Consider the following 18,676-nt stretch of genomic DNA (forward strand, 5'->3'; position numbering starts at 1 on the left):
CTCCCTTGCCCGTGACTACCAGATGCCGCCCTCAGGCGGCATCTGTCTGTATGGCGGCCGGCTTGCCAGCCAGCTCCCCCACCACGCAGTTGCGCCCCGCCATCTTGGCCATGTAGAGGCACTCGTCCGCCCGATTGAGCAGATCCTCGACCCCCTCGCCGCGCTGGGCCAGGGTCAGGCCGATACTCACAGTCACCTCCAGCAGCTCATCCGAGGTAGGGCTCTTCACCAGCCGCGCCTCCACCGCCACCCGCAGCCGCTCCGCCACCCGCTTCGCCTGGATCAGATCGCCGCAGTTGGGCAACAGGATGGCAAACTCCTCGCCGCCATAGCGACCGAGCACCATGCCGGGTTCCAGCTGCTCCGCCAGAGTCGCCGCCACCTCCTTGAGTACCGCATCCCCCGCCAGATGGCCGAAGGTGTCGTTGATGCGCTTGAATCTGTCCAGATCCAGCAACAGCACGGCAAAGGGCGACTGCTTGCGGATCATGTTCATCCTGGCCTTCTCCAGCCGCTTCATCAGCAGGCGGCGGTTCATCATGCCGGTCAGCTCGTCCGTGGTGGACTCCCGATAGAGCTGCAGCAGCATGTTGAGCTGACCGCACTGCACCCAGCTGCTGGCCAGGGCAAACAGCGCCAGCAGCCAGATCTGGTTGAGGGTCTGCACGCTCCAGAGCGGCTGTCCCACCAGCAGCCAGTTGCCCGCCAGCATGGTGACCAGGATGCCCCCCGCCAGCTGCAGGCCGAGGGAGAGCGGAATGGGGAAGATGGCAAACAGACTGACGAGCAGATAGGGGAAGGCCATGTAGCCCGCCTGCAGCTCCTGATCCGCGCCGAAACTGTGCAGGCAGATGAGGGAGAACAGCATCATCACCGCCATCAGATAGCCCAGCGCCAGCTTCATGCGCTCGCGCCTGAAATGGATGAGGTAGGAGAAGGGGATGAGCGGAGAGAGGGCCAGCAGGCAGAAGATCCTGGCCTGAAGCAGTTCATCGAACTGGGCGGAGGGCAGGGTCAACCAGTCCACCAGGGCCCAGGCGGGCAGTCCCGCCATCAGCAGGCAGGTGAGCAGGCGCAGACGCACCGTCATGAAGCCCATGCGGGTCAGGGTAAAATCTTCGGAGTGGGCACGGGCACTCCAGAACTCCGACAACTTCAGCATCCAGAGCCTCCAAATATCGACAGAGGGCTCATTCTACGCCGCACGGGCTCAAAATCCTATGCAACCGGCGCCATTTCAGGGCGAGCGCCGTCACACAAACCGGCGGATCATAATCGCCACGCGCAAACGTTTCAACCCATGGAAAAATAAACCGGTTTCAGCCCGAATTAGCGCTGGTCAGCCCGCTCTCAATCACTAAAATAGCGCCCAATTTTCTCCCCCCTCCCCCACACATTCGAGGTATTTATGGAACAGGCTGCCGCCGTCCGCGCAACCCCAGAGGCCCATCCTCCCAGGCGAGCCCACAGCGAACTGGTCTACGGCATTGACGATGTCCCGCCCCTGCCCCAGACCCTGTTCGCCGCCCTGCAGCATATGCTCGCCATGTTTGTCGCCATCATTACCCCGCCCCTCATCATCGCCAATGCCCTCGGCCTCCCTGCCGCCGACACCCGTTACATCGTCTCCATGTCGCTGGTCATGTCCGGCATCGCCTCCTTCATCCAGACCCGTCGCTTCGGCCCCATCGGCTCCGGCTTGCTGTCGGTGCAGGGCACCAGCTTCAACTTCCTCGGCCCCATCATAGCCTCCGGCCTCGCCCTCAAGCAGGCCGCCATGCCCACCGAGGATCTGCTGGGCACCCTGTTCGGCACCATGCTGGTGGCCGCCCTCACCATGGTGGTGATAAGCCGCTTCCTGCACCTGGTCAAACGGGTGATCACCCCGCTGGTGACCGGCATAGTGGTGCTGCTGATCGGCCTGACCCTGATCAAGGTGGGCCTCATCAGCATGGGGGGTGGCTATGCCGCCCTCTCGGATGGCAGCTTCGCCAGCCACAGCAACCTCTTCCTCTCCCTGCTGGTGCTCGGCCTTATCGTCTTGCTGCAACGCAGCCGCAATCCCTGGCTGCGCCTCTCCGCCATCATGATCGCCATGCTGGCGGGCTATGCGGTGGCACTGCTGCTGGGCAAGGTCACGGCCCCCACCTTCGACGGTCCCCTGGTGATGGTGCCGATCCCGCTCCACTACGGGCTCGGCTTTGACTGGCAGCTGTTCGTACCGCTCGCCATCATCTTCGTGGTGACGGCGCTGGAAGCCATCGGCGACATGACGGCCACCTCGGACATCTCGGGCGAGCCGCTGGAAGGCCCTGTCTACATGGCGCGGATCAAGGGCGGCGTGCTGGCCGACGGCGCCAACTCCATGCTGGCGGCGCTCTTCTCCACCTTCCCCATGTCCACCTTCGCCCAGAACAACGGCGTCATCCAGCTGACCGGGGTGGCCAGCCGCCACGTCGGCCTCTTCATCGCCGCCATGCTGGCCCTGCTCGGCCTGTTCCCGGCGGTGGCCAGCCTGGTGCAGCAAATACCCGAGCCCGTGCTGGGCGGTGCCACCATAGTCATGTTCGGCACAATCGCCGCGGCCGGGGTGCGCATCATCTCCCGCGAGGAGCTCGACCGCCGCGCCCTCATGATACTGGCGGTGTCGCTCGCCATGGGACTGGGGGTTGCCCAGGTGCCCGAGGTGCTGCAACACCTGCCGGACCTGGCCCGAAGCGTGCTCTCCTACGGCGTCGCCACCGGCGGCCTCACCGCCATCGTCATGAACCTGCTGCTGCCCAAACGCACCGCCGCACAGGCCTGACACTCCGCCATCCTTGCACCAAAGCCCCGCCATGCGGGGCTTTACCTCCTTCTCCGCCGCGGGTAGTGTGCTGGGCAGCCTTTGCCCAAGGATGCCGTCATGCCCTATACCCTGCTCTCTCCCCTCCCCGACACCAATTCCCCCGCACAGATACTGGCGCAAGAGCAGCACTGGCTGCGGGACTGTGCCCGTGACGGCCAGCCCTGCGCCCACCTCTGGCAGGCGCCCCAGTGCCTTATCGTTACCCGCAAGGACATGCGCCTGCCCCGCTATCAGGAAGCCTGCGAGCGGCTTGCCGCCGAAGGCTGGCCGGTTCATGTGCGCGACAGCGGCGGCACAGCCGTGCCCCACGGCGCCGGCATACTCAACCTATCCCTGCTGCTGCCCCGCACCACCACGGATCTTGGCCACTACTACCATCTGCTGGGCGCCCCCCTGCTGACCCTGCTGGCGGAGTTCGGCCTTGAGGGAAACTATGACTTCGTGCCCGGCTCCTTCTGCGACGGCCAGTACAATCTGGTGATCGGGGGTCGCAAGATCACTGGCACAGCCCAGCGCTGGCTGGCACCGGGCCAGGATCACCACGGCGCCGTGCTGGCGCAGGCCATGCTGCTGGTGGCGGGGGATGTGGACGAGGGCACCCGGATGGCGAGCCGTTTCTACGAGCTGGCGGGCGGGGAGTTGCGTTTTGCACCCGGCACCTCCACCACGCTGGCACAACAGATCCATTGGCAGGGGAGTGAGGAGGCCCTGGTGGATAGCGTGCGAGGGCGGCTGGCGCGACTGCTGACTGAGAGTCAGATGCCCTCCCTCTGAGCAAGGATGAGAGCCTGACGCACCATAAAAAAAGCCACGACAGCAGTCGTGGCTTTGCTTTTTTCAACGCGGATAAGGTCAGGCCGTCTGCGGCTCCGGCTCGGCTTCGCCATCCAGATCCCGGCTGAAATAGGCCCGGGTCTCGGCGATCACCACGTGGCGCAGACCGATGAGGCCGATAAGGTTCGGCACCGCCATCAGACCGTTGACGATATCGGCCAGCAGCCAAATCATGTCCAGATGGAGGAAGGCGCCGCTCGCCACCAGCACCAGATAGATGAGGCGATAGGGCTTGATCGCCTTGACCCCGAACAGGTACTCGGTGCAGCGCTCGCCGTAGTAGTTCCAGCCGAGGATGGTGGTGAAGGCGAAGAACAGCAGCCCTATGCTCACCAGATACTGGCCTATGTGAGCATCCAGCCCCTGGGCAAAGGCCTGGCTGGTCATGGCGGCGCCGCTCAAGTCCCCGCTCCACACCCCTGTCACCACCAGGGTCAGGCCCGTCATGGTGCAGATGATGATGGTGTCGATGAAGGTGCCCGTCATGGAAACCAGCCCCTGCTCCACGCAGGAATCCGTCTTGGCCGCCGCCGCCGCTATGGGGGCAGAGCCCAGCCCTGACTCGTTGGAGAAGACCCCGCGCGCCACCCCGGACTGAATGGCCAGCATGATGCCGGCGCCGACGAAGCCGCCGGTCGCGGCGTGGCCGGTAAAGGCGCTGCCTATCACCAGCCCCATCGCCTCGGGCAGGGCGCCGGCGTTGTTCACCAGCACACCGCCACAGGCGAGTATGTAGAAGATGGCCATGAAGGGCACCACCTTGCTCGACACGCTGGAGATGGACTGGATGCCCCCCAGGGTCACCAGCGCCACTATCAGGGTCAGCACCACGGCGGTTGCCTCGCGGGGCACAGAGAAGGAGAGGCTCATGGCGTCTGAGATGGCGTTGACCTGGGGGAAGGTACCGATGCCGAAGAAGGCCACCCCTATGCCGAACAGGGCGAACAGCTTGGCCAGCGGCTTGGAGCCGAGCCCCTTCTCCAGATAGTACATGGGGCCGCCCGCCATCTGGCCGTTGGCATCCTGCTCGCGGTATTTGACCGCCAGCAGGCACTCGGCGTACTTGGTGGCCATGCCGAACAGGGCCGCCATCCACATCCAGAACAGGGCACCCGGGCCGCCGAGCTTGATGGCGGTGGCGACCCCGACTATGTTGCCGGTGCCTATGGTGGCGGAGAGCGCGGTGCAGAGCGCGCCGAAGCTGGAGACATCCCCCTGCTTGCCTTGTCCCTGATCGCGGCCAAACACCAGCCTGAGGGCGAGCGGCAAGCGTACGACCTGAAGCAAACCCAGACGCAGGGTGAGATAGAAACCTGTCCCGACCAGCAGGGCAAGCAGGGGCGGACCCCAGATAAAGCTATCGATGGCGGTTAACGCCGATTGAATTGATGACATGCATCCTCCTTAAAAAACAAAAATTAAGGAGGAGAAGGATGATCTTCCCATAGGTGTCGCGATCGGCCAGAGGCGATCGGATGCAGGCCAAGAATTTGTTCACGCTCTTGCTGCGAGGCCGTGATCAAGGCTCATGTGCTGCCAGGAATCCTCACGTATATCTATACGCTCAGGTTCCTGCGCTGCTCTTTACCTTGCTGACGACCTCTCGTGACAGAGAGTGAACAGTTCCAAGCTCAGGTACAACCATCCCATCCCCTCTGTCCTTTTGCCTGAGAGTTTCCGGCGCCAGCCTGCCCTTGCGGGTCGTCATGGTGCCTTGCTCCTTCGGCGCCCGATTCAACGGGTCTCTCCAGAGTATCGTCCAGTAGCAGTCCACACCGGTTGCCCGGTACCTGAAAGATTCACTTCTTCGGTGGATGGTCCCCCATCGCTCTCCTGCTACCTTCATCCGAACTAGTTTGGATTAGGAAGCGGGCATGTTAATCCAAAAAATGTGAGCTGTCTCCCACTCGGCCGACCCGCTGCGCCACTTTTTTCCCGCCTCGGCCACCACGGGGAGATATGTTATTTGTTCGTTAACTATCAATAGCTTAACGACGCCATGTTGGGCGACCCTCGATAAGGCTGCGCCACCAGGCCGCATATCAAGATGATCTTTCGTCTCGACCAGAAAAACTTGCCAACATATCCAATCAAAATGCTTGCACAGAAACGCAATAGGCCGATAATCCCGCGCATAACTAAGCACTTTGCGATGGAGTTATGCATTGTGTCTGGTTGGTCCCTCCGGACCACTCGCCTGAGCCGGCCGCTGCCGTCTCAACAAACCAAGGCTAGGGCAAATCTGCCCCCTAAGGACTTTCAAAAGAGAATGAACGAGACCCTGATCGCACAAGACTACCGTCAGCTGGTTGAACAATTCGGCTCCCCCCTGCTGCTGCTCGACAAGGCAGCCGTCCGCAAACAGTATCGGGCCCTGGCGGCCGCCCTGCCCGATGTGCGATTGCACTATGCACTCAAACCCCTGCCCCACGAGGCAGTGGTCTCTGTCTTGAAGGAAGAGGGGGCCTGTTTCGATCTGGCCACCAATGGCGAAGTGGATCTGGTGCGCAGCCAGGGGGTTCGCCCGGGACGCTGTATTCATACCCATCCCATCAAGCGCGACAGCGACATCCGCTATGCGCTCGAGTTCGGCTGCACAGTGTTTGTCTACGACAACCCGCTGGAGCTGGAAAAGTTCATTCCCTACAAGGACGAAGTCAAGCTGCTGCTGCGGGTCAGCTTCCCGAACCCGGAGACCAAGGTCGACCTCTCCAAAAAGTTCGGCTGCACCCCGGAGCAGGTGCTGCCGCTGTTGCAACTGGCCCACGCCAAGGGCATCAAGGTGATGGGGCTGTCGTTCCACGTCGGCTCCCAGGTGCCCCACGCCCGTCGCCATGTGCAGGCCATCGATGCCTGCCGCGAGATCATGGAGCAGGCCTGGGAGCTGGGGCTCAAGCCCTGGGTGCTGGATATCGGCGGCGGTTTCCCGGTGGATTATGAGGGGGGCGAGTTCGACATAGACGGCTTCTGCGCCCCGATCCGCGAGGCGCTGGCCAAGCTGCCAGCCACGGTGCAAAAGATTGCCGAGCCGGGCCGCTTCATCAGCGCACCGGCCATGACCTCCGTCTCCAGCGTGATGGGCAAGGCCCACCGTGGCGACAAGATCTGGTACTACCTGGATGACGGTCTCTACGGCAGCTACAACGGCCAGCTCTATGACCACGTCACCTACCCGGTGAGCACGCCGCTGGCCCGTGGCGAGCTGCACAACTCTGTGCTCTCGGGCCCCACCTGCGACAGCGTGGACGTGATCCGTGAGGGCATAATGCTGCCGGATCTCGCCATCGGCGAGCTGGTAGTGGGCCGGGTGATGGGAGCCTACACCTGGGCCTCGGCCTCGACTTTCAACTTCTTCCCCAAGGCGAGCATCCTCATTCTGGACAGCAGCCAACAAGGGCAGAAGCTGGTGGCGGTCGCCTGACGCGCCAGGGCGACGCAGATAACAAAGAGGGGAAGCGCAAGCTTCCCCTCTTTCATTTCCCCCGTATCGGTCAGATAAACTGACTGGCCAGCAGCCAGCCTGTGTAGGCCACGAAGCAGGCGAGCAGCAGGCCCCCTTCCAGCCGGTTGATCCGCCCCTGCCCCTTGCGGCCCAGACACATCACCAGCAGCAACAGGGTCAGTCCCATCATGATGCTCCAGTCACGGCTGAGCACCTCGGGCGCCACATCGAGCGGGTGTATGCCCGCGGCTATCCCCACCACCGCCAGGGTATTGAACAGGTTGGAGCCGAGCACGTTGCCAAGGGCCAGATCGTGCTCATTCTTGCGAATGGCGATGAGGGACGAGGCGAGCTCAGGCAGCGAAGTGCCGACAGCCACTATGGTGAGACCAATCACCAGATCGCTGATGCCGAGCGCCTGGGCTATGGTCACTGCGCCCCACACCAGCAGGCGGGAGGCGCCGATCAGCAGTACCAGGCCGACGATGAGCCAGAGGATGGCGCGCTTGAGGGACATGCCTTCGCTGCTGATGTCATCCTCGGTGTCCGTGTCGAGCGCATCCCCCTTGCCCCGCATGCCGGCCCAGATGGACCAGCCCATCAATCCCAGAAAGGTGGCCCCCAGGATCAGGGCATCCGTGCCATCGAGCCGACCATCGAGCAGCAGGGCGCCGGAGAGCAGGGTGATGCCGAGCAGGATCGGGATCTCCTTGCGCACCACCTGGGAGGCCACAGCGATGGGGCTGATCAGGGCGGTCAGACCCAGGATCAAGGCGATGTTGGTGATGTTGGAGCCGTAGGCGTTGCCGAGCGCGAGCCCGGGGTTGCCCTGGGAAGCCGCCAACGCGGAGACCACCATCTCGGGGGCCGAGGTGCCAAAGCCGATGATGACCATGCCGATCAGCAGCGGCGGCATGCCGGCATAACGGGCGGTCGCGGCGGCGCCGTCCACAAATTTATCCGCACTCCAGACCAGCAGCGCCAGTCCGGCAATCAGGGCAACAACAGCCAGGGTCATAACGTCTCCATCCTATCGCCTGCAAACGACAGAGCCAGGCACTGTGCCTGGCTCTGTCCAGAAGTGGGCCCAGTGTAGCGGGCCGACTTCCCATTTCAAGGGAAAATCAAACGCCGATTGATATTTTACAGCGCCGCCAGCAGGCTCCCGGCATCCGAGACCTCGAACTTGCCCGGCGCCTCCACGAACAGCTGCTCGACCACGCCATCGTTGGCGATGAGGGCAAAGCGCTGGGCACGGATACCGCCGAAGGCCCCCGTCTCCTTGGCAAGGCCAAGCGCCCGGGTCCAGCTGCCGTCGCCATCGGCCAGCATAGTGATGGCGTCAGCATTCTGGGCCGTCTGCCAGGCCTTCATCACGAAGGCATCGTTGACCGACAGACAATAGAGGGCATCGACACCCTTGGCCCTGAACTGGTCGGCCAGCACCACATAACCGGGCAGGTGGGCGTTGGAGCAGGTGGGGGTAAAGGCGCCCGGCACGGCAAACAGCACCACCTTCTTGCCCGCAAACAGGGCCTGGCTATCCTGCACCTGCTTGCCTTCCTGGGTGATGAAGGTGAATTCGCCCAAAGGCAGGGATTGGCCAATCGCTATCATGATCTCTCGTCCGTGGTGGAGGTAGGGAGCCACAGTCTACCCCAGCCCATGCCTGCGAAACACACCCCCATCAGCGCCGCCATTTGAACTAACCTTGAGCAGGATCAGCCGACCAAGGAGGCCTCATGCAGAACTATTACGATGGACTGGAAATTCGCCCCTCCGCCTTGCGAGAGCAGCAACAACTGGATCAACTCAATCACCTGCTCACTCATGTCAGCCAGTATTGCGCCGGTTATTCCAGCGCCTATCGCCAGCGTCGCCTGCAGGATCTGGGCGAGCTGACCACACTGCCCCTGCTCGACGCCGCCGAGCTGTTTGCCGCCCAGCAGGCCCATCCCCCCTTCGCCGGTCTCACCGGCCGCCCCGCCAGCCAGGCGCTGCGGGTCTTCGCCTGCCCGGGCCAGCTGGCCATTCCCGAATATGCGGGCGCCGACTGGTGGGGGGCGACGCGGGCCTTGTTTGCAGCCGGTTTCAAGGCGGGAGAGGTGCTGCTCAACGGCCACGACTACCACATCAGTCCCACCGCCTTCATCTTCGACAACGGTGCCCGCCAGCTGGGGGCACCCGTGGTGCCTTGCGGCCCCCACGATACCCGGCGCCAGCTGGAGGCGCTGCAACGCTACCAGCCGACCGGCTTTGTCGGGCCGCTGGCGGCGCTGCTGGATCTGCTGGAGGCGGCGGAGCTGGCCGGGATCCCGAGCGACAGCCTGCACTGCGCCCTGCTGTGTGAAGCCTCTCACCCCGACACGGCGCCGCTGCAGGCCGTTCACGGCATACGGGCGCTCAACTGTCTGCTGTTGCAGGATGTGGGGGTGATCGCCTACGAGAGCCAGCCCGGTCACGGCTTCATCGTCAACGAGAGCTGCATCATAGAGATCATCGATCTCGCCAGCGCAGAGCCCGTCATAGGCGACACCGTCGGCCAGCTGGTGGTGACCCGGCTCGATCTGGAGTATCCCCTGCTGCGCCTCGTCACCGAATGGCAGGGTCATTGGCTGGCGGGGGCCAGTTCGTGCGGGCGCACCAACCGGCGCCTCAAGCTGGTGTGACAATGCAAAACGGGCAGCCATCAGGCTGCCCGTCTTGTCTCTGGCGAGGAGAACATCTGAGAAGTGTCAGCGTCTCGCCTGCCAGGTGGCGATGGCGAGCAGGGAGTCTGGGGTGAATTCGGCGGCGCGGGCGGCGATCTCGGCCTGGCTCATCCAGTGCACCTCGCTCACCTCTTCGGCCTGCAAGCGCAGCGGCCCCTGATAATGACAGCTGTAGAGGCCACCCCAGACCCGGTAGCCTTCCCCCTCGGCATAAAAGGACCCTAAGTCCTGCAGGGGAATGCCCTGAATGCCCAGCTCCTCGGCCAGCTCGCGGCGGGCAGCGGGTTCCATCTGCTCGCCCGTGGTCACCACGCCGCCGGCGCAGGCATCCAGCATGCCGGGGCAGAAATCCTTGCTGAGGGTGCGACGCTGCACCAGGATGCGCTCCTCCTCGTCGAGCACCAGGATATAGCTTGCCCGGTGACAGAGGTTCTCCCGCCGCACCCTGGCCCGCTCGGCAACGCCGATCACCCGGTTATCCGCATCCACCACATCCACCCATTCCACGTGCAGGCCCTTTCGCTCATGTCGTTCAACTGCCCGCAGTATATCGGGGCAAGGGCTTGTCATGGCAGCACTTTTTCAACCCGTACCAGCAGATTTTCCCATGCGGCGATGCCGAATTAAGGATTCATACAAACCTCCACCAACTGTCACATCAGTGTCATCCGGCGACGGCATAGTGTGCCCTGTCCAAGCAACAGGTGTTTTGTGATGAAGGTGTTCAAGAACTTGTCTCCCCGCCAGATTGCCCGCCACATCAAGAGCTTCCATCACGGCAGCTTCATGGTGGAGGCGCTGGGGCGGTTCGAATTCAGCGGCGGAGAGATCAATCTGGAGAGCCTGACCTGCCGTCAGACCCTGAGTCTGGCCCGGCAGATCAATCTGGAGGTTCGCGGCCTGCGTCACGTCAACCTGCTGTTGGGGTAACTTCCATAGTCCTTTCTGTTTGTAGTCTGCTTCCATACACGTCTTTGCCCGCCGCTCACCGAGCGTGCGGGCCATTTTTTATCGGACATTATCACGCCGGGTCTGTACTCAATGCTGCAGGATCTGGGAGAGGAACAGCTTGGTGCGCTCCGACTGGGGATGGTCGAAGAACTGATCCGGCACGTTCTCCTCAATGATCTGGCCGCGGTCCATGAAGATCACCCGATCCGCCACCTGCTTGGCAAACCCCATCTCGTGGGTGACGCAGAGCATTGTCATGCCCTCATGGGCCAGCTCCACCATCACATCCAGCACCTCGCGCACCATTTCGGGATCCAGCGCCGAGGTCGGCTCGTCAAACAGCATGACCTGAGGGTTCATGCAGAGGCTGCGGGCTATGGCCACCCGCTGCTGCTGGCCGCCGGAGAGCTGACCCGGGTACTTGAGGGCCTGCTCCGGGATCCTGACCCGGCGCAGGAAGGTCATGGCGATCTCCTCGGCTTCCCTGCGTGGCAGCTGTTTGACCCAGATGGGCGCCAGGCAACAGTTCTCCAGCACAGTCAGGTGGGGGAAGAGGTTGAAGTGCTGGAACACCATGCCCACCTCTTTGCGCACCATCTCTATGTTCTTGAGATCCGAGGTGAGCGCCGTGCCCTTGACCAGGATGTCACCGCTCTGGTGCTCCTCCAGCCGGTTGATACAGCGGATCATGGTGGACTTGCCCGAACCGGAAGGGCCGCAGATGACTATCTTCTCCCCCTTGCCGACCTGCAGGTTGATGTTACGCAGCACGTGAAAATCGCCGTACCATTTGTTGACGTCCTTGAGGGCAACCACAGGATCCATTGTCATTTTGAAGTCACTCCCGCTATGGGTGGTTGTTCCATCTGCAGCATAGGCAAGGCGTCATGCTGCGGGTGATTGGCGTCCTTGAGTGCCGCCAGGGTATCCGTTGTCATCTTGAAACCACTCCTAATGCTTGTGACCCGTGTTGAGCTTGTGCTCCAGATAGATGGAGTAACGGGACATGCCGAAACAGAACATCCAGAAGATCATGGCAATAAACACATAAGCCTCGGTGGAAAAGCCCAGCCAGGCCGGATCCGCCAGCGCCACCTTGGAGATGGCGAGCAGATCGAACAGGCCTATGATCAGCACCAGACTGGTGTCCTTGAACAAGGAGATAAAGGTATTCACCAGGGAGGGAATGGTGATCTTGAGGGCCTGCGGCATGATGATGAGGCCCATCACCTTCCAGTAGGAGAGTCCCAGCGCCTCACCCGCCTCGTACTGCCCCTTGGGGATCGCCTGCAGCCCCCCTCGCACCACCTCCGCCACATAGGCGGCCTGGAATAATATGATGCCGATGAGCGCCCTCAGCAGCTTGTCCAGCTCCACCTCGCTGGTCATGAACAGCGGCAGCATGACGGACGCCATGAAGAGCACGGTAATGAGCGGCACGGCGCGCCAGAACTCGATATAGACGGTGGAGAGGCTGGCGATGACCGGCATGTGGGAGCGACGCCCCAGCGCCAGCAGGATGCCGAATGGCAGGGCGACCGCTATGCCCACCACCGCCAGCACCAGGGTCAGCATCAAGCCGCCCCAGCGGTTGGTTTCCACCACCTCGAGACCGGCCCCGCCGTGGATCAGCAGGAAGGCGATGACGGGAAACACCAGCAGGGTAAAAAGCGCCAACCAGCCCTTGCGCGGGGTACGCGGCCAGATCAGCAAGGCCAGCAGTACGGCCAGCCCGACGAAGGCCAGGTTGATGCGCCAGTACTGATCCCCGGGGTAGAAACCGTAAAGATACTGCCCCAGCCGGCTCTCGATGAAGATCCAGCAGGCACCGCCCTGCACGCAGTCGGCACGGCTGCTCCCCTGCCAGCTGGCCGAGAACAGCGCCCAATCCAACGCCGACCAGAGAGCCGGCAGCAACAGATAGGCCAGCACCAGGGTCAGCAGGCCGTTCCACCAGTTGGGGAACAGGTTCTGCCTGAGCCAGGCGAGGACGCCCCGGCGGCGGTTGGGCGGCGGCAGCGCTTCTTGCAACTCGTTCACGAACATGGCGACTCCCTAGCGCTCGACCAGCGTCATTCTGCGGTTGTAGATGTTCATCAGGACTGACGTCGAGATGCTGATGATGAGATAGACGCCCATGGTCATGGCGATCACCTCGATGGCCTGCCCTGTCTGGTTGAGGGTGGTGCCCATAAACACAGAGACCAGATCCGGATAGCCGATGGCGGTGGCCAGCGAGGAGTTCTTGGTGAGGTTCAGGTACTGACTGGTCAGCGGCGGAATGATGACCCGCATCGCCTGTGGAATGACCACCAGCCGCAGGGTCTTGCTGGCTGATAACCCCAGCGCGGACGCAGCCTCCGTCTGGCCCTTGCTGATGGCCAGAATGCCGGAGCGCACTATCTCGGCGATGAAGGCCGCCGTGTAGATGATCAGCGCCAGCAGCAGGGCCGCCAGTTCCGGCAGCACTGTCAATCCGCCCCGGAAGTTGAACCCCTGCAGGACCGGTATGCTCCAGGAGAGCGGACTCCCCGCCAGCAGGAAGGTAATGCAGGGCAGCAGGATCACCAGCCCTGCCGAGCAGCGCCAGACCGGGAATATCTTGCCGATCAACTCCTGGCGCCGACGCGACCAGCGCCGCAGACCCCAGCTCAGCAACAAGGCCAGCAGCAGGGCCCACAACACATAGCCGAAGCCGTCCTCGAACAGGGGCCTGGGGAGATAAAGACCGCGCACATTGAGGAAGGCAAGCTCACCCAGCTCCACACTCTGGCGCGGCGATGGCAGGGTGCGCAGCACAGAGAAGTACCAGAAGAAGATCTGCAGCAGCAGCGGAATATTGCGAAAGGTTTCGATATAGACGGTGGCAATCTTGGCCACCAGCCAGTTACTCGACAGGCGAGCAATCCCGAGCACGAAGCCGAGCAGGGTGGCAAACAGAATGCCGAGCATCGACACCAGCAGGGTATTGAGCAGACCGACCACGAAGGTGCGGCCGAAGGTATAGGTTTCGTCGTAGGGGATCAGGCTCTGCAGTATGCCGAACCCGGCCGTGTTGCCCAGAAAATCGAAGCCTGTGGTGATGCCACGGGTCGCCAGATTGGTCAGGGCATTGTTGATGATGTAGAACAGGAACGCCATAACGGCCGCTATGGTCAGGCACTGGAAGATCAGCGCCCGCACCTTGGCGTCATACCACCAGCGGCCCTGTTCCTTCCTGTGGTTTGATGCGTGCAGCGCCATGAGGATGACTCCGACAAAGCCAGGGCAAGGGGAAAATGGGGGGCCAGGCCCCCCGGGCGATCATCGACTCAGCGAATAGGGGGGGCGTACATCAAGCCGCCCTTGTTCCAGAGTGCGTTGATGCCGCGATCTATCTTGAGGGGCGAACCGCTCCCCACGTTGCGATCGAACGACTCGCCATAGTTGCCGACCTGCTTGACTATGTTGTAGGCCCACTTGTCATCCAGCCCCAGCACACTGCCCTTGGGCTCTTCCAGCCCCAGCAGACGGCGTATGTCCGGATTGGTGGATTTGAGCATCTCGTCCACATTGGCGCTGGTCACGCCAGCTTCCTCGGCATTGAGCATGGCGTAGAGACTCCAGCGCACCACCTTGAACCACTGATCATCCCCCTGCCGCACCGCCGGGCCCAGCGGCTCCTTGGAGATGACTTCAGGCAGCACCACGGCCTCATCCGGTTTGGTCAGCTTGATCTTGAGAGAGTAGAGCTGGGACTGATCCGAGGTCAGCACGTCGCAGCGACCCGCTTCGAACCCCTTGACGGTCTGATCCGAGGTATCGAACACCACAGGGGTATATTTCATGCCGCCGTTGGCACGGAAATAGTCCGCCAGATTGAGCTCGGTCGTGGTACCTGACTGGATGCAGACCGCGGCACCATCCAGCTCCTTGGCGCTCTTGACCCCGAGGGACTTGTTGACCAGGAAGCCCTGGCCGTCGTAGTAGTTCACCCCGGCGAAGGTCAGGCCAAGCGAACCGTCCCGGGTCAAAGTCCAGGTGGTGTTGCGCGACAGCAGATCCACTTCCCCCGATTGCAAGGCGGTGAAGCGCTCCTTGGCGGTGAGAGAGACATATTTGACCTTGCCGGCATCCCCCAGCACGGCGGCAGCCACGGCGCGGCAGACGTCCACGTCCAGACCCGTCCAGGTGCCCTTGGCATCCGGGTTGGAGAAACCGGGCAGCCCATCGCCGACCCCGCACTGCACGAACCCCTTCTTCTTGACCGCATCCAGGGTGCCGTCTGCCCAGGCATTCGCTGCCGCCAGCGACAGCACTATCACCATACCCGCCTTGTGTATCTGCTTCATGTCACTCTTCCCTGTGGTTTGATTCAAATTGGCACCCAAACCCTGCAAGATGCCACAGCTTTTCCTGCTTTTTCGCAGCTTATCCAGCCAGCCAAAAACCTGTCAATCGGTGCAACCAAGCCCGTTTCTGGTGCAGCAGCACAAAATGTTTGAATGGGTCGATATACACCTTATGAATAAAAAATAGACCCTTATCGACAAAATAGCATACTGAAATGACCCGCCCATACCGGGTGGATTATTTTTTAGGCAAAATGGGCCTGCACAAGCATGGGGCAGCGTATAGGTTGTTAACTATTTCATTAATATCGGGTTTTGATCGGGCTGCCCGCTCCTGGACAGCCCGATCCTGGCGCTGGCATCACGGCCAGACCCCCTTCATCGAAGCGCCCCTGACCGGTCGAACAAGGGGTGAAAACCTGAGGGGACAAGCGGATTCATTCGCCGCGCGGGCCATTCTCGATGTCGGTGACTATGCCGTTGCGCACCGTGACGAAGCGCATGAACTCGTTCTTGCCGAAGTTGTAGGTCCAGCGCTCGCCATATTTGACCTGCACCAGATTGCCAAACTGGTTCTCCTCGTTGCGGCTGAGCTCCTCGCGCAACATGGGCTCACCACACTTGAGCAGCATCTCGGCGGTACTGTCCCCTTCGGTGATGAGGGCATTCTTGCAACGCATCGCATCGGCGCTGGCCGGTATGCTCAGTAACAGCAGGGCCAGGACGGCCCCCAGATTCAGATGTCGCTTCATTGGCTATTCCATTTAAACAGGGCACTGCCCAGGGTGAGACAACAGAGGGTAAACAACAGGATCCAGCCCAGCGGCGCGGCCACCTCGGCCCAGCCGGCTCCCTCCAGCATGACGGCGCGGGCCGCCGTGATGATCTGGCTGAGTGGCAGCCAGGCCGCCAGCTGTTGCAGCCAGACCGGCGCCCCTTCCAGCGAGAACCAGACCCCGGAGAGGAACATCATGGGCATGCTGATGACGTTGAGCAGGCCGCTCGCCAGCTCCTCGTTCTGGATGCGGGCGGCGATGAGCAAGCCCAGCGACGCCATGGCCGCCCCGCCCGCCAGGGCGATCAGCAGCAGCAACCAGCCGGAGCCGAGCAGGGGCACGCCAAGCAGCCAGTACGCTACCAGAAACACCAGCAGGCTCACCACCAGGGTGATCACAATACGCGACAGCAACTGGGCGCAGAGAAACTCGGCGGCAGAGAGCGGCGTGGCCCTCAGCCGCTTGAGCACACCGTTCTTGCGATAGCGGACTATGACGAAGCCGACGCCGAACAGGCCGGAAAACATCAGGTTCATGCCGATCACCCCGGGCAGCAGCCAGTCCCCGTAGCGGATCGCCTGCCCGCTCAGGGTCTCCTTCACCAGCGGCCGGGAGATCGCCTGGCGCAACAGGTATTCGGCCATGGCGCCCTGACCGGCGTCCGGGTTGACCCAGTAACGGTCCGATCCGGGCGAGAGCAGCAGATCCAGCTGATGATGGCGTACCTTGAGCTGACCCTTGCGCTCGTCGTCATAGGGGATGAGCTTGAGCAGCGGAATGGCCTTCAGGGGGGCGTAGGTCACGGGCAGTTCACCTACCACGCCCATCTGCACCAGCGGCTTGGGCGGGCCGGAGAAGATGAGGGAGAAACCTACCACCAGCAGCAGCGGGAAGGCCAGGTTCCACACCAGGGCCGCCCTGTCGCGCACAAACTCCAGGTTGCGGGCATAAAAGAGCGCACCGATCCGCTTGCTGGCCCCCTTCATGTTCCGCTCCTCGGCCACCGCAAGGCACGCGGATAGCAGCGCGCCGCGACACGGCACGTCATGACTGCGTTCATGCGCCACTCCTCAGGCTATGGCCGGTCAGGTGCAAGAAGAGATCTTCCAGGTTGGGGGATCGCACCTGCATGCCGGTCAGCGGCACCCCCAGGTTCAGCAGTTGCGGCAACAGGAGCGCCACATCTGGGCACGTCAGCTCAACCTGATCACCGTGAGGCAAGAGCGGATAGCCCAGGCTGGCGAGGACCGGATGATCCGGCAGACGCACCAGCACCCCATCGAAGTGGCGGGCCAGCAGGGCGGCCGGGGTATCCAGACTGAGCAGATGGCCGTGATCGACGATGGCGATGCGATCGCACAGTTGCTGCGCCTCGTCCATGTAATGGGTGGTGAGCACCACCGTCTTGCCCTGGGCCTTGATCGCCTCGATGCGCTGCCAGAAGTGGTGGCGCGCCTGGGGATCCAGCCCAGTGGTAGGCTCATCCAGAAACAGCAGCTCGGGGTCGCCGAGCAGGGCCAGCGCCAGCAGCAGGCGCTGACGCTGGCCGCCGGAGAGCTTGCGGCTGTCTCTGTCGATGAACTCGCCAAGGGCGCACAGTTCGATGAGCTGCGCCTGAGGCAAGGGATTGGGATAGAGGCTGGCAAACAGGCGCAGGGTATCGCGCACCGTCAGAAAATCCTGCAGCGCCGTGTGCTGAAACTGGATGCCGATGCGGGAGCGGTAATCGGGGCCGCGGGGGGCGCCGTGAAACAGGATCTGGCCGCGGTCCGGGGTCAGGATCCCCTCCAGCAGCTCTATGGTAGTGGTCTTGCCTGCTCCGTTCGGGCCGAGCAGGCCGAAACAGCAACCGGCGGGAATGGCGAAGCTGAGCCCGTCCACCGCCTTGACGCCGGGAAAGTGCTTGATAAGGTCAATGACTTCTATGATGGCAGCCATGCGTGTTTTCCAGAGTGACCGGGAACGCCAAGCCCTGACTATATCCAAATCCCCCGCAAAGGCACATTGTCTATCGACGAGGGCCCGCCAGACGGGGGCGCCTCAAACAGAAACGGCGACCCTGAGGTCGCCGTTTGCATCAAGCCAGCCGGATCACAGAATGTCCAGCAGCTCCACTTCGAATACCAGCGCTGAGTAGGGCGGGATGGAACCGGCACCACGGGCACCATAGGCCAGATCCTGCGGAATGTAGAGCTTCCACTTGGAACCAACCGGCATCAGCTGCAGCGCTTCAACCCAACCGGCGATGACGCCAGTCACCGGGAATTCGGCCGGCTCGCCACGGGCGACCGAGCTGTCGAACACACCACCGTGGGTGAAGGTACCGTGGTAGTGTACGCGCACGGACTGACCGGCCACCGGCACGGCGCCATTGCCTTCTACCATGACTTCGTATTGCAGACCGGAATCGGTCACCTTGACGTCGGCGCGCTTGGCGTTGTCGGCCAGGAAGGTTTCGCCATCGGCGGCGGCAGCCTTGGCAACGGCTTCCTGCTCTTCCTGCATGCGAGCTGTGATCACCTGGAAGGCATCATTGATATCGTCACGGCTGACCGCGAACTCCAGACCATTCAGGGCATCTGCCAGACCTTGTTGCAGGGCCGGGATATCCAGACCGGCGAAGGCTTGCTGCGCCAGCTGATCACCCATGTTGCGGCCGATGCCATAGCTGGCCTTCTGTTCGATAGAGTCGTATTGGGACATTGAGATGTTGCTCCAGATCCAAGTAATAAAGAGGCGGGATGATATCAGACTTTTTGGCGAGGTGCTGCCGGCGGCGACCC

Annotated in this window: 18 protein-coding genes and 1 riboswitch; of the genes, 5 read left to right on the top strand and 13 right to left on the bottom strand. The window is 62.4% G+C overall.

Annotation, left to right across the window (positions count from 1 at the left end; genetic code table 11):
* Window positions 1-31: 31 nt before the first annotated feature.
* On the bottom strand, window positions 32-1,162 hold the full coding sequence (locus ACM3N8_RS05650; protein ID WP_169045651.1) for a sensor domain-containing diguanylate cyclase: 1,131 nt from the start codon (window positions 1,160-1,162) through the stop codon (window positions 32-34).
* A 246-nt stretch (window positions 1,163-1,408) separates the two neighbouring features.
* Here ACM3N8_RS05650 and ACM3N8_RS05655 point away from each other — a divergent pair, with 246 nt between their 5' ends.
* Window positions 1,409-2,806 (top strand): nucleobase:cation symporter-2 family protein, encoded by a 1,398-nt coding sequence (locus tag ACM3N8_RS05655; RefSeq protein WP_274452397.1) that lies wholly within the window; start codon window positions 1,409-1,411, stop codon window positions 2,804-2,806.
* A 99-nt stretch (window positions 2,807-2,905) separates the two neighbouring features.
* The gene (locus ACM3N8_RS05660) at window positions 2,906-3,622 is read left to right on the top strand and encodes a lipoyl protein ligase domain-containing protein (RefSeq protein WP_416015637.1); all 717 of its coding nucleotides are present in this window, start codon (window positions 2,906-2,908) and stop codon (window positions 3,620-3,622) included.
* A gap of 78 nt (window positions 3,623-3,700) precedes the next feature.
* Here ACM3N8_RS05660 and ACM3N8_RS05665 read toward each other — a convergent pair whose 3' ends face one another.
* The gene (locus ACM3N8_RS05665; RefSeq protein ID WP_241279251.1) at window positions 3,701-5,077 is read right to left on the bottom strand and encodes an alanine/glycine:cation symporter family protein; all 1,377 of its coding nucleotides are present in this window, start codon (window positions 5,075-5,077) and stop codon (window positions 3,701-3,703) included.
* 250 nt (window positions 5,078-5,327) lie between these two features.
* Window positions 5,328-5,443, bottom strand: a riboswitch (glycine riboswitch).
* 508 nt (window positions 5,444-5,951) lie between these two features.
* Here ACM3N8_RS05665 and ACM3N8_RS05670 point away from each other — a divergent pair.
* Window positions 5,952-7,103, top strand: a complete 1,152-nt coding sequence (locus ACM3N8_RS05670) for a type III PLP-dependent enzyme (RefSeq protein ID WP_416015640.1) — start codon at window positions 5,952-5,954, stop codon at window positions 7,101-7,103.
* Window positions 7,104-7,173: 70 nt separating this feature from the next.
* Here the strand turns inward: ACM3N8_RS05670 and ACM3N8_RS05675 are convergent, their stop codons facing one another.
* Window positions 7,174-8,142 carry a calcium/sodium antiporter gene (locus tag ACM3N8_RS05675; RefSeq protein ID WP_098984716.1) on the bottom strand — a complete coding sequence of 323 codons (969 nt, stop codon included), beginning with the start codon at window positions 8,140-8,142 and terminating at the stop codon, window positions 7,174-7,176.
* Window positions 8,143-8,267: 125 nt separating this feature from the next.
* Window positions 8,268-8,741 carry a peroxiredoxin gene (locus tag ACM3N8_RS05680; protein WP_098984717.1) on the bottom strand — a complete coding sequence of 158 codons (474 nt, stop codon included), beginning with the start codon at window positions 8,739-8,741 and terminating at the stop codon, window positions 8,268-8,270.
* A 125-nt stretch (window positions 8,742-8,866) separates the two neighbouring features.
* Here ACM3N8_RS05680 and ACM3N8_RS05685 point away from each other — a divergent pair, with 125 nt between their 5' ends.
* Complete coding sequence (locus ACM3N8_RS05685; protein WP_043134591.1) at window positions 8,867-9,793, top strand: phenylacetate--CoA ligase family protein; 927 nt, start codon at window positions 8,867-8,869, stop codon at window positions 9,791-9,793.
* Window positions 9,794-9,859: 66 nt separating this feature from the next.
* Here the strand turns inward: ACM3N8_RS05685 and yfcD are convergent, their stop codons facing one another.
* On the bottom strand, window positions 9,860-10,342 hold the full coding sequence (gene yfcD, locus ACM3N8_RS05690) for an NUDIX hydrolase YfcD (protein WP_172955396.1): 483 nt from the start codon (window positions 10,340-10,342) through the stop codon (window positions 9,860-9,862).
* Window positions 10,343-10,549: 207 nt separating this feature from the next.
* Between yfcD and ACM3N8_RS05695 the strand changes: the two genes are divergently transcribed.
* Window positions 10,550-10,765, top strand: coding sequence for a DUF1107 domain-containing protein (locus tag ACM3N8_RS05695; protein WP_098984719.1), 216 nt, complete (start codon window positions 10,550-10,552; stop codon window positions 10,763-10,765).
* Window positions 10,766-10,873: 108 nt separating this feature from the next.
* On the opposite strand, the gene ACM3N8_RS05700 is transcribed toward ACM3N8_RS05695, so the two are convergent.
* The 8 genes from ACM3N8_RS05700 to ACM3N8_RS05735 form a co-directional block, all read right to left on the bottom strand.
* Window positions 10,874-11,617: an amino acid ABC transporter ATP-binding protein gene (locus ACM3N8_RS05700; protein ID WP_043134587.1), complete on the bottom strand. Its 744-nt coding sequence runs from the start codon at window positions 11,615-11,617 to the stop codon at window positions 10,874-10,876.
* A 120-nt stretch (window positions 11,618-11,737) separates the two neighbouring features.
* A complete protein-coding gene (locus ACM3N8_RS05705) occupies window positions 11,738-12,832 on the bottom strand; it encodes an amino acid ABC transporter permease (RefSeq protein WP_043134586.1) in 1,095 nt (364 codons plus the stop codon).
* 9 nt (window positions 12,833-12,841) lie between these two features.
* A complete protein-coding gene (locus ACM3N8_RS05710; protein WP_416015644.1) occupies window positions 12,842-14,029 on the bottom strand; it encodes an amino acid ABC transporter permease in 1,188 nt (395 codons plus the stop codon).
* Between the two features lie 68 nt (window positions 14,030-14,097).
* The gene (locus ACM3N8_RS05715; protein WP_043134584.1) at window positions 14,098-15,117 is read right to left on the bottom strand and encodes an amino acid ABC transporter substrate-binding protein; all 1,020 of its coding nucleotides are present in this window, start codon (window positions 15,115-15,117) and stop codon (window positions 14,098-14,100) included.
* 437 nt (window positions 15,118-15,554) lie between these two features.
* Window positions 15,555-15,869: a DUF2845 domain-containing protein gene (locus ACM3N8_RS05720; RefSeq protein WP_043134583.1), complete on the bottom strand. Its 315-nt coding sequence runs from the start codon at window positions 15,867-15,869 to the stop codon at window positions 15,555-15,557.
* Window positions 15,866-16,879 carry an ABC transporter permease gene (locus ACM3N8_RS05725; protein WP_241279248.1) on the bottom strand — a complete coding sequence of 338 codons (1,014 nt, stop codon included), beginning with the start codon at window positions 16,877-16,879 and terminating at the stop codon, window positions 15,866-15,868. Before ACM3N8_RS05725 ends, ACM3N8_RS05720 begins: the two co-directional genes overlap by 4 nt.
* Before the next feature lie 70 nt (window positions 16,880-16,949).
* On the bottom strand, window positions 16,950-17,831 hold the full coding sequence (locus ACM3N8_RS05730) for an ABC transporter ATP-binding protein (RefSeq protein ID WP_103471354.1): 882 nt from the start codon (window positions 17,829-17,831) through the stop codon (window positions 16,950-16,952).
* A gap of 153 nt (window positions 17,832-17,984) precedes the next feature.
* Window positions 17,985-18,596 (bottom strand): FKBP-type peptidyl-prolyl cis-trans isomerase, encoded by a 612-nt coding sequence (locus tag ACM3N8_RS05735; protein ID WP_043134579.1) that lies wholly within the window; start codon window positions 18,594-18,596, stop codon window positions 17,985-17,987.
* Between the last annotated feature and the right edge of the window lie 80 nt (window positions 18,597-18,676).

It is taken from the genome of Aeromonas sp. A04, assembly GCF_047780465.1.
GTDB classification, from domain to species: domain Bacteria; phylum Pseudomonadota; class Gammaproteobacteria; order Enterobacterales; family Aeromonadaceae; genus Aeromonas; species Aeromonas bestiarum.